This window comes from Kaarinaea lacus (assembly GCF_975902315.1).
Genome location: NZ_CDLKIE010000112.1, coordinates 1 through 10,488, shown reverse-complemented (window position 1 = coordinate 10,488; position 10,488 = coordinate 1). Strand labels below are relative to the sequence as shown.

The following is a 10,488-nucleotide window of genomic DNA, read 5'->3' as shown; positions in this document are numbered from 1 at the left end:
TGATTTCGCTTTCATTAGGAATAATAGTGTCGAGAAATTCGCGAACAGCAGATTCGGGTAATGCCCCGGAAAATTCATTGACAATTTTGCCATTATAAACTGCTTTGACGCTTGGAATACCGCGCACGCCGAATTGTGCCGATAAGGTCTGGTTTTCATCCGAATTGACTTTGGCAAGTACAAACTTACCTTGATATTCTTCCGCCAATTTTTCCAGGATAGGTTTTAAAGTTTGGCAGGGTCCACACCACGGTGCCCAAAAATCAATAACCACTGGTACTTGATTGGACTTTTCGATGACTTCGGATTGAAAATTCTGTTCAGTGACGTCTAGTGAATGCACGATTTAATCAACAAGTTATGGATGAGAATGCTCGATGGTTAGATATAATGATGAGCGATTTATTCAGGTTGATATTACAATATTCGAAATTTATATTCCAATCCGGTCATGTATCTATTAGACACAGAGTGCGAAGTCAAACTCGTCTGATTACAAGGTATTTTCCCATCATTCGTTTTAGCACGGGCTTTTCTGAAACAATTAGCCCCGCATTTAGCGGGGCTTTGGTGGCTAACATCGTTACAAATTTTAAAGTATTTTAAGGATTTCGTTTTCTTCTACTGGCAAAGCCTATACCCAGTAACCCAAGAGCGAGTAACGTTGTTGTTCCGGGTTCAGGAATCTGCGTGTCGCCAGGTACGTCAAAGATAATATCATTAAAAGCTATACCGCCAGGATCGGTGTTCCAAATTGAAATTCCGGCAATATCTTTCATGTTATCTTCCCGGGAAAAACCAAAAAAATCCACACCAAGGTCTACGGGAATAATTGTATCAATTAACGATCCATCTCTTGCCCAAAATTCAAATGTTGCACTGCCAAGATTACCGCCAACAGACTGGAAGCCAAACTCCGATTGATCTTTGTCGAATAAAATTGCTATGGCACCCTCGCCAATGGAACTAAAACCGGGAAAACCAGGCGTGCCTACACCAGCCAATACATTACCACCTGGATCAACGGAGCTATCAACAATAACCAGGTTCTGATTTGGAACTCCCGCGACTAGCGTTAGACCGCCTACGGGTGCGCCACTAATTATATCTGAATTGCCACTGTGTGATATCGTTTGACCGTTAAAGTGTTCTGCAAATGAAGCGCCATCAAGATCAATGATTCCATCATAGTTAGTACCCGGTTCAATACCACCGGGAACACTTTCAAAATCTATCAGGGCATTACCGGAAAGACTAAAGTAATCTACTTGATTGATAGGTAGTGCGTTTACATTAATGGAAAAGAACGAACATAATAAGATAGTACCCGGTAAATATATTGTCGTTTTCATTGCCTGCCTCTCCACTTTTCATTAAGTATATAACTTCAAAGTAATAGTTCGGTTGTACTGATGAGGCTTTTTCCTATGACTACGCTTTTTTATTATGAATCGCTTTTAAATTTTTAAATCAAAAACCAAGTAATTTAGTTATATAAACCATTGAGTTACATTTGTTTACTGACAAGCATAGCTAATGCCAAGTAATTAACTTGCTGTATATACAATGCTTTATTCAGGGAGCCTGATATCAATGGGCTTCGTTGTAAACTACACCGACAGTTTACGTAGTGAACGATGTTGCAGGAATGATTGCATAGGATAATTTATCGATTTAATTTTTATTAATGAGCAATAAAGAATCATTTTTGTTACTCGTATTCAATGAAAACACAGCGCTTAGCAACTTTGCCCAGGATTCTGTAAAAATTATTGACAGTTTTGTTGGGCGTCGTAGTAATTTCAGCCGAGTTTTAATGGATGTGTCCCGGTGTGTCGATGAGAGGTGTATCGATGGGTTGTGTCGATGGACTGTTAGGTAAGTTTCCAGTGCTCAGATTATTCCTGACAATATTTACAGCACGCCTCTAAACTGGTACTGCTGGTTCGCGAAAAAGTCAGTTATTTGATGGTTTAAACGTTTGTCCAGGAATCTGGATTGTCATCGTAGGGCGATACACTGATGCTAGTATTGCAGAAACGCTACTAAGAATCGCCGATGCACTTGCTTCCAATCAATTAATTTTAAGGCACACTGGCTGGCATAAACTGGGAGGATCGTTCGGGGCTAACGTCAGTCCTGGTTTGTTAATGTCTGTACCCGGGAGTTGATGTTCACCAGGCATGTGCTGATGAAAAATCGTACAGGAATAGGCGGCATCGCATGACAACTTTTTTAGAATAGCCTGGCCAATTGTTTATGGTATTCTCTAACCAGCTTGTTGATTTCCAGGTATTGTACTTAAACTTGGTAGTAAACATATGCAACTGAATGGATAATAATTTCATATTTATATGAATCTCAATAAATCCCTAAAACATCCAACATCACCATGAAGTTTCAGTCTATGAGTAATAACGTAACAGATTGTTGTTTCTTTAAGTTTGTTCAGGCATCTTTGTTATCGATATGTGTTGCATTTTTAGTTGCTTGTGGCTCTTCCGATGATGACATTACAGAAGCAAACACCCCCGCACCTGATAAATCGTTTGAGAACTATGTTGAATTAGGAGATTTGCCAGCTCTGCAGAAGCGTAAAAAATTACGCGTCCTGTTATCAGATGTCAGTATTGAAGTTCCCTATCTGCCTCGACAAGGTTTGCCTGTTCATTTCGAAACGGAGTTAATCGCCCGTTTTGCAGAGCAAGCAGGACTGGAACCGGAATGGATCTACGTGGAGAACTTTGATGAATTGCTGCCAATGCTAGTAGCTGGCAAGGGCGATATCGTAGCCGCTAATTTAACGATTACTAAAGAACGAAAAGAACAGGTGGCTTTTTCTGTACCCGTAACCATCGTGACCGAGCAACTCGTGGCGCGCTCTGATGACAACATAAAATCGGTAAAAGAATTGCAGGGGCGTAATGTTGCATTATTAAAAGCCAGCTCATATTGGGGGACCGTGAATAAACTGGCAAAAAAATATCCGAAAATTAACCTGGAGGAAGTACCGGCGTCACGTTCTATTATTGAGATTCTCGATGGTGTTGCAAACAACGAGTTTGACGTGACGGTAGCAGACAGTAATTTAATAAATGCAATATTACCTGTCCAACCACAATTAAAAGTAGCCTTTGATGTATCTAAAGAACGACCTGTTGCCTGGGCTGTGAGGTCGGATGCCAGCCAACTGTTACAGCAAATCAATAATTTTATAACAGCAGAAAATCTCACCACAAAACATCATCTCGCCTACAAGGCGGATCTGGCGGAAATAAAGAAACGCAAAGTCCTACGTGTATTGACTCGAAACAATGCGGCAACTTATTTTCTGTGGCGTGGTGAATTAATGGGATTTGAATATGAACTTGTCAGGCGTTTTGCCAGGCGTTTGGGAGTTAGGCTCGAAATGATTGTCGCGCCATCTAGAGAAGCGTTAACGCATTGGTTGCTGGAAGGGAAGGGTGACATGATTGCCGCCTCAATAACCATACCAAAAAATATTGATGAATCCCCGCTGCGCTATTCTCGTCCCTATGACAAGGTCTATGAATTAGTTGTTGGCCGCACTGTAGAAGAAGAAGTGGAAGACATTAAGGGGCTTAAAGGCAGAAGTTTTCATGTACGTAAAAGTAGTTCCTACTGGCGAACTTTGTCAGCGTTGAACAAAAATGATGGTATAGGAGTGAAAATAAAAACAGTACCGGAAGTTGAGGAAACCGAAGAAATAATCGCAAATGTAGCAACGGGCGGGTACGATCTTACTATTGCTGATAGTAATATATTAGATATCGAATTGACGTGGCGAGACGACGTAAAAAGCATATTAAACCTGGGTGAAGAAAGGGATCATGGTTGGGTGGTAAGAGAAGATACGCCCAAATTACTGGAAGAGATCAATAATTACATTCGCAAGGAATATCGTGGGGAATTTTATAATATCACCCGCAGGAAATACTTTGAGAAACCAAAAACCATCAAAAAGCGTCTGGAACAGCGTGTTGATCGCGGTGACAATAATGCACTATCACCATACGACGATTTTGCTAAAGAATATGCTAGCCAATATCATTTTGACTGGCGAATGATAGTGGCGCAAATGTATCAGGAAAGCCGTTTTGATCCCAATGCAAAATCCTGGGCAGGCGCACGGGGCTTAATGCAGGTTATGCCACGAACCGCAAAACAGTTGGGCGTTAAAGATATTAAAAATCCAAAACAATCTGTTGAAGCGGGTGTGAAATACCTGGACTGGTTGCGAGACCGTTTCGAAGCCGAGTTACCGGTAAAAGACCGCATGTGGTTTACTTTGGCCGCATACAATGCAGGCGCAGGGCATGTGCATGATGCGAGAACATTAGCCCGCCAAAAGGGATGGGAATCAAACCGGTGGTTCGGTAATGTCGAGAGTGCAATGTTATTGCTATCCAAACGTAAATATTCCAAGAAAGCCAAACACGGTTATGTGCGAGGCAGCGAACCGGTAAAATACGTGAGGGAAATCCGTGACCGATATCAGGCCTATGTTAAGTTAACTCAAGCCAACTAGTTGTAAATATTGATTATGACCACCACTTATCATAATGAATGTTGCATTCAGTGATGCCTAATTCATTTTGGAGTCTCTTTAATATGTCTACTACATCATCGACCATCTGTGGTGGTCCGCATAAGTAATAATTAGCGCTTGCTGGTAACTCCATAGCGCGTAACATTTCCGAGTTGATTCGACCGCTAAATTTTTCCTTATGTTTTTTTGCTCTGGTGACGGTCGCGAAGATACGAAAATTCGGATTACCCGCTGCGAGTTCTCTGAGCTCTTCTTCAAATAAAAATTCTTCAGGGGTGGTAATGCTGTATATTAATGTTACCGGTGTGGCAGGTTGTACGGAATTGATATGCTGGATCATGCTGTATAGCGGAGTGATCCCGACGCCGCCAGCAATAAATACATAGGGGCCGCTAATATCGTCTGGCAGAAAAACATCGCCCTGTGCATTTGAAATGTAAACTTCATCCCCTGTATGGCTATTTTTGTGCAAGTGTTCGGTCAGCTTTAACTCTGGCGCGAGTTTGACGGCAACTTCTATTGTTTTGTCGTCAGAGGGTGTGGATGTGATGGAATAGCCACAGTTATGCGTCTCATCATCAATGGTTAAGTGTATATCCACCCACTGACCCGGATGAAACCTGAACTCCTGATGGTCATATTCCAGAGTGAATAATTTAACACTTGGTGTTTTTTGCTTGATAGATTTTATGTGGGTGCAAACCTGCATGTCGAATTGTGTGGCATTTAAAGTTTATTGCTGCCGTTTAAGCTTCGACAGGCGTATCAGTGCTGTTACCCCATTCCGACCATGAGCCAGGGTAACCCTTAATATCGCTAAAACCAAGGTGCTTTAATGCAATATACGTCAACGCAGACCGGTGATGGGTCTGGCAATATACAATAGTGGTTTTCTCTGCTGCGATGTTTCGCTCCTTCAGCAATTTATTTAGTTCTTCATCACTTTTCAGGCGCAAGTTATTTTTCTGGTCCATGAGTTCCAGCCAGTCCATATTGATTGCGCCGGGTATGTGTCCGCCTTTTTCAGCAAATTTTTTAGCACCTGAGAATTCGGCGCTAGAACGTGCGTCCACCAGCTGGATAGAATGATCTTTAAGGTGGTCGAGTATCAGTTGCCTGGTTGCCACGGGTTTTTCGAGATAATCCGCCTGATAATTGCTGGCCGGCAGGGTGTTGGCAGTAGACTCCAGCGGATGCCCTTCGCTGGACCAGGCATGCAATCCCCCATTTAGCAGGGAGTAGTTATCGTGACCGATGATATCCAGTGTGTAGAGTAAACGCGCCGCTTTACCGCCGCCTTCGTCATCATAAGCGATGATATGGGATTCCCTGGTGACGCCGCATTGTGACAATAAAGCGCTGAGATGCTCCGTATCTGGAACTAAACCCATGACCGGCGGGTTGGCGGTAATAATCTGTTTGTAGTCCAGGTGAATTGCGCCAGGTACATGAGCCTGGATATAGGTTTCCGGCTTGCATAGATCTATGACGATAATGCCGGGTGTTTTTAAAATCGACTCCAATTGATCTGGTTCGATGATGAGAGGTAATCGAGTTTCATTCATAACTTTGCTTGGATTTGTTGGTTAGTTACCAGCTGTGGCAGTTGAATCCTGCACATTAGCGGGTTTGGGTTTCTTCTTGTTTTTGGAGCCTTGTCCCGAGAGCCGTATTTGCAGCCGCATATTGCTCACGGAGTTCGCATAGGACAGTGCTGTGTCTTCTGTAATTCTACCATTACAGAACAGATGATACAGGGATTGGTCCATGCTACACATACCGGAATTGGTGTCTTTTTCCAATACGTCATGCAGGTCACCAAACTGGCCGCGTGCGATCAGGTCAGAAATGCGTGGTGTGTTGGTTAATAGTTCAGTGGCCACGGTGCGTTTGTTGTCAACCGTCGGCACCAATATTTGGGATACCACCGCCTTTACATTATGGGAAAGGCCAATGCATAGTTGTTCATGTTTATCTTTCGGGAACATGTGGACGATACGATCGAAGGCCTGGGCTGCATTATTAGAGTGCAGTGTTGCCAAACACAGATGCCCGGTGTCAGAAAACTCGAGTACGTTTTCCATCATTTCCCGGTTCCTTATTTCTCCCACCATAATCACATCCGGTGACTGACGTAATGCGTTGATTAGCGCATTGTGGTAGGAATTGGTGTCAACGCCAAGTTCGCGCTGATTAACGATGGATTTTTTGTGTTCGATGACATACTCGATGGGATCTTCAATAGTAATGATGTGGCTGATGTCGTTCTGGTTTCTATAATCAATCATTGAAGCCAGAGTAGTGGATTTTCCGGCCCCGGATGGTCCCACCACCAGTACCAGGCCGCGTCTCATCATCACGATATCGCGAAGCATTGACGGTATACCCAGGGTTTCGAAATCCGGTACGCTGGATGGTACGGCTCTTACCACCATGGCAATTTCATTACGCTGTTTAAAGACATTAAAACGAAAACGACCAATACCTGGGATCGTGCATCCAATATTGGCTTCGGGATTCTCATCAAAAGATGCAATTTGATCTTTTTGCATGATCAGTTGGGCCATCTGCTCCGTTCGACCGGAAGCCAACGGTGGAATATTTACTGGGCGTAGTTTTCCATTAATGCGAAAGATAGGAGCCGAGCCGGTACTCAAAAATAAATCGGAAGCCCTGTTGTTGATCATTTCTTTGAGTAATTTTGATAATAAATCCATAGCAATCGCTCTTTATATTCTCACCGAAGTATGACGCAGAGGTCGAAGTCTATTTGTTGGCTGCGGTACATTTCTACAGCTCTATGCGTGCACTGAGGATTAGATTGGGGAGCCAAAATACAACACTACAGTCACAATGCCTGTAACCAGTGTATCAAATAATTGGCTGAAAGGAATATGGCTAGCCAGGATTTAGGTAGTTATTGATTTTGCAGATGTTCTTCAGCTGGCTAATTGAGCTTGTATTTAAACAAATGCAGGGGTACCGCTTTAATGGCGTCAGCGAAAATGCGGTATGCCTGGGTGTCGACTTTGCGATGGGCGTATTGACGAGTGTAGGATTGTTCAGCGTCGGTGCGTGTAATTGAAAGAATATCAAAACTATTAAAGTCGATGTTATCTGACATGGTGCGTGTAAACTCTTCCAGGTTAGTGAGACCGTTGCTGATTTTGCTTTCCAACAACTTCTTTTTCTTCAATAAGTTACTGCGTTTTTTCGCCATACCGGTATACCGTCAACAGCTGAACTTCTTAGTTATTTTGTCGGCAGTATACGTTTTTTCTTAAGTCTTGCTAACTTATTGAAAAGTTATTATTTCTGTAATTCTGGTGTTAGATGGGGCTGAATTTTCTCTAACATAACCTTCATAAGCTTGGGGTTGGCTGCGACCACGTTACCGGTCTCCAGGTACTCCTTGCCACCGCTAAAGTCACATACAAAGCCGCCTGCTTCTTCGATGAGTAACACGCCAGCTGCCATATCCCAGGGGTGTAAGCCAATTTCCCAAAATCCATCTAGTCGGCCCGAAGCCACATAAGCGAGATCTAGGGCTGCAGATCCGGGTCGGCGTATTCCAGCTGTCATGGGGAACAGTGCTTTGAATGTATTGAGATAGGCATCAAGGTGCTGTTGTTGTTTGAAAGGAAATCCTGTGCCTAACAGGGAGCCATCAAGACTGGTTCTTGAGCTAACACGAATTCGACGGTCATTAAGTTGTGCGCCACGTCCGCGCGACGCGGTAAATAGTTCCTGGCGTAAAGGATCGTAGACGACCGCCTGTTCCAGTACGTTTTTATGTTTTAAGGCAATGGACACCGCAAATTGAGGAAAACCGTGTAAATAATTCGTCGTTCCATCAAGTGGGTCAATAATCCAGATATAATCGTCGCCGGGTGTGGATCCACTTTCCTCGGCGAGAATACTGTGACCGGGGTATGCCTTGCGGATGGTACGAATGATTTCCTGTTCAGCCGCTTTATCGACTTCCGTTACAAAATCGTTTTCAGACTTGGTTTTTACATTTAGTCGGTCAATATGTTCCAGGGCGCGAACAATAATATTGCCGGCGTTGCGAGCGGCGCGAACCGCGATGTTAAGCGTCGGATGCATGAGTACGGATTACACGTTTAAGTTATTAAAGATCAGGGATTCGGTTACAATATGCGCGTGCAATGTAGCAAATTTATGGAAAAATTGCGAACAAACCCCAATGTAGAAGGAATGGGGTTATCACGGTTCTATCGGGTTACGGCTCTCCTATAATTAATAAAACCACAATCAATGAAAAATCAATTCCCTGACATTCGCTTTGTGCTTGTTAACACGTCACATCCCGGCAACATAGGCGGCGTCGCGCGAGCCATGAAAAACATGTGTCTGGATCAATTAGTTCTGGTTGATCCCGTGCAATATCCGCATGCCCAGGCCACTGCGCGGGCTTCGGGTGCTGATGATGTGTTAAATGCTGCTCAAGTTTGCCCGACGCTTGAAGAGGGTTTGGGCGACGCAGACCTGGTATTTGGTGCGAGCGCTAGATTACGCAAATTAAGTTGGCCCCAGGTCGAGCCTGCGGAATTCGTGGATAAAGTTTATTCACAGCCACCTGGGACGAAAATAGCCGTGGTTTTTGGACGTGAACATTCAGGGCTTACCAACGACGAGCTTGAGCGGTGCCATTACCTGCTGAATATTCCCAGTAATCCGGAATATAGTTCTTTGAATATCGCGGCTGCTGTTCAAGTGTTAGCCTACGAAATTCACCAGCATTGGCATAATTTACAGTCCAATGTACAAAAACCACTAACAGAACCGGAAAATTTGTCCCTCGATGGAGAGCCCTTCGCTACGGCTGAAGATATGGAACGCTTTTATGAGCATTTATATACAGCACTGACACAGGTAGGATTTTTACAGACAGAACATCCGCGAAAAATGATGAGACGTTTGCGCAGGCTATTTAACCGGGCTCGGCTTGATCGTGTGGAATTGAATATATTGCGCGGTATCTTGACTACAGTTCAGAAGCGGTTGAATTTTTAGATATTGTGTTTAGACCCAGGTGATCCGAGCCATCAACTAGAATAAGAGACGCTTATGTTTAGCCATTTAAAAGAAGATATCGAATGCGTATTTGACCGTGACCCCGCAGCACGCACGTTTTTCGAGGTATTAACGACGTACCCTGGAGTGCATGCAGTGTTATTTCATCGCCTGAGTCACAAATTGTGGAATATGGGATTCAAGTGGCTGGCGAGGCTATTGTCAACGCTCGCTCGCTGGATTACCGGAATAGAAATTCATCCTGGGGCTGTCATTGGGCGACGGTTTTTTATTGATCACGGGATGGGGGTGGTCATCGGGGAGACTGCAGAGATTGGTGACGACTGTACCCTTTACCATGGAGTCACACTTGGCGGTACCAGCTGGGAGAAAGGCAAGCGCCATCCGACGCTGGGTAATGACGTGGTCGTGGGAGCGGGTGCCAAGGTGCTAGGCCCCATAAAAATAGGGGACGGCGCCAGGATTGGCTCTAACTCAGTTGTCGTGAAAGAAGTACCTGAATCGGCGACCGTCGTTGGCGTGCCAGGACGCGCGGTGAGCGCTAATCAGCAAACCAGAGACCAGGAAAAGCGACGTCATGCCATGGCGCAGAAGATGGGTTTTGATGCTTATGGCGTAACCCGCGATGCCCCAGATCCCGTTGCGCATGCAATTAATTGTATTCTTGATCATTCTCACGCAATGGATGCCAAAGTGGAAAAAATGTGCGAAGCAATAAAGAGTATGAATACTGAGTTTGCCGACGTTGATTTGCCTGAACTTGGGCCATGTGAGATCGGTCCTTTGGCAGAGCAAAAATTGGACGAAAATTCAGGCTCTAAAAAAGATTGAACCCTTCCCAATAATACTTGACTAAAATA

10 protein-coding genes are annotated in these 10,488 nt (G+C 44.1%); 3 read left to right on the top strand and 7 right to left on the bottom strand.

Annotated elements, in window-relative coordinates:
* The coding region (gene trxA / locus ACWVCM_RS02910; RefSeq protein WP_455200207.1) for a thioredoxin at nucleotides 1–343 on the bottom strand (343 nt) is incomplete at its 3' end.
* Nucleotides 344–602: 259 nt separating this feature from the next.
* Entirely contained in the window at nucleotides 603–1,352 is a 750-nt protein-coding gene (locus tag ACWVCM_RS02905) for a PEP-CTERM sorting domain-containing protein (protein WP_455200206.1), read from the bottom strand.
* Nucleotides 1,353–2,407: 1,055 nt separating this feature from the next.
* On the opposite strand from ACWVCM_RS02905, the gene ACWVCM_RS02900 reads away from it, so the two are divergent.
* Nucleotides 2,408–4,549 carry a transporter substrate-binding domain-containing protein gene (locus ACWVCM_RS02900; RefSeq protein ID WP_455200205.1) on the top strand — a complete coding sequence of 714 codons (2,142 nt, stop codon included), beginning with the start codon at nucleotides 2,408–2,410 and terminating at the stop codon, nucleotides 4,547–4,549.
* A 13-nt stretch (nucleotides 4,550–4,562) separates the two neighbouring features.
* Here the strand turns inward: ACWVCM_RS02900 and ACWVCM_RS02895 are convergent, their stop codons facing one another.
* The 5 genes from ACWVCM_RS02895 to suhB all read right to left on the bottom strand — a co-directional run bounded on the left by ACWVCM_RS02895 (nucleotide 4,563) and on the right by suhB (nucleotide 8,677).
* Nucleotides 4,563–5,279, bottom strand: a complete 717-nt coding sequence (locus ACWVCM_RS02895) for a ferredoxin--NADP reductase (RefSeq protein WP_455200204.1) — start codon at nucleotides 5,277–5,279, stop codon at nucleotides 4,563–4,565.
* A 37-nt stretch (nucleotides 5,280–5,316) separates the two neighbouring features.
* Nucleotides 5,317–6,135 carry a sulfurtransferase gene (locus ACWVCM_RS02890; protein ID WP_455200203.1) on the bottom strand — a complete coding sequence of 273 codons (819 nt, stop codon included), beginning with the start codon at nucleotides 6,133–6,135 and terminating at the stop codon, nucleotides 5,317–5,319.
* Nucleotides 6,136–6,156: 21 nt separating this feature from the next.
* Nucleotides 6,157–7,287, bottom strand: coding sequence for a PilT/PilU family type 4a pilus ATPase (locus tag ACWVCM_RS02885; RefSeq protein ID WP_455200202.1), 1,131 nt, complete (start codon nucleotides 7,285–7,287; stop codon nucleotides 6,157–6,159).
* Nucleotides 7,288–7,517: 230 nt separating this feature from the next.
* Nucleotides 7,518–7,790: a hypothetical protein gene (locus ACWVCM_RS02880; protein ID WP_455200201.1), complete on the bottom strand. Its 273-nt coding sequence runs from the start codon at nucleotides 7,788–7,790 to the stop codon at nucleotides 7,518–7,520.
* An 89-nt stretch (nucleotides 7,791–7,879) separates the two neighbouring features.
* Entirely contained in the window at nucleotides 7,880–8,677 is a 798-nt protein-coding gene (suhB, locus tag ACWVCM_RS02875; protein ID WP_455200200.1) for an inositol-1-monophosphatase, read from the bottom strand.
* A 171-nt stretch (nucleotides 8,678–8,848) separates the two neighbouring features.
* Between suhB and ACWVCM_RS02870 the strand changes: the two genes are divergently transcribed.
* Together ACWVCM_RS02870 and cysE are read left to right on the top strand one after the other, a co-directional pair.
* Entirely contained in the window at nucleotides 8,849–9,607 is a 759-nt protein-coding gene (locus tag ACWVCM_RS02870) for an RNA methyltransferase (protein WP_455200199.1), read from the top strand.
* A 54-nt stretch (nucleotides 9,608–9,661) separates the two neighbouring features.
* Nucleotides 9,662–10,459: a serine O-acetyltransferase gene (gene cysE / locus ACWVCM_RS02865; protein ID WP_455200198.1), complete on the top strand. Its 798-nt coding sequence runs from the start codon at nucleotides 9,662–9,664 to the stop codon at nucleotides 10,457–10,459.
* Nucleotides 10,460–10,488 lie beyond the last annotated feature (29 nt).

Bases quoted from the DNA above. Each gene is read 5' to 3' on its own strand.
- ACWVCM_RS02905 (WP_455200206.1), bottom strand. From the start codon at position 1,352: ATGAAAACGACAATATATTTACCGGGTACTATCTTATTATGTTCGTTC.
- ACWVCM_RS02900 (WP_455200205.1), top strand. From the start codon at position 2,408: ATGAGTAATAACGTAACAGATTGTTGTTTCTTTAAGTTTGTTCAGGCA.
- ACWVCM_RS02895 (WP_455200204.1), bottom strand. From the start codon at position 5,279: ATGCAGGTTTGCACCCACATAAAATCTATCAAGCAAAAAACACCAAGT.
- ACWVCM_RS02890 (WP_455200203.1), bottom strand. From the start codon at position 6,135: ATGAATGAAACTCGATTACCTCTCATCATCGAACCAGATCAATTGGAG.
- ACWVCM_RS02885 (WP_455200202.1), bottom strand. From the start codon at position 7,287: ATGGATTTATTATCAAAATTACTCAAAGAAATGATCAACAACAGGGCT.
- ACWVCM_RS02880 (WP_455200201.1), bottom strand. From the start codon at position 7,790: ATGGCGAAAAAACGCAGTAACTTATTGAAGAAAAAGAAGTTGTTGGAA.
- suhB (WP_455200200.1), bottom strand. From the start codon at position 8,677: ATGCATCCGACGCTTAACATCGCGGTTCGCGCCGCTCGCAACGCCGGC.
- ACWVCM_RS02870 (WP_455200199.1), top strand. From the start codon at position 8,849: ATGAAAAATCAATTCCCTGACATTCGCTTTGTGCTTGTTAACACGTCA.
- cysE (WP_455200198.1), top strand. From the start codon at position 9,662: ATGTTTAGCCATTTAAAAGAAGATATCGAATGCGTATTTGACCGTGAC.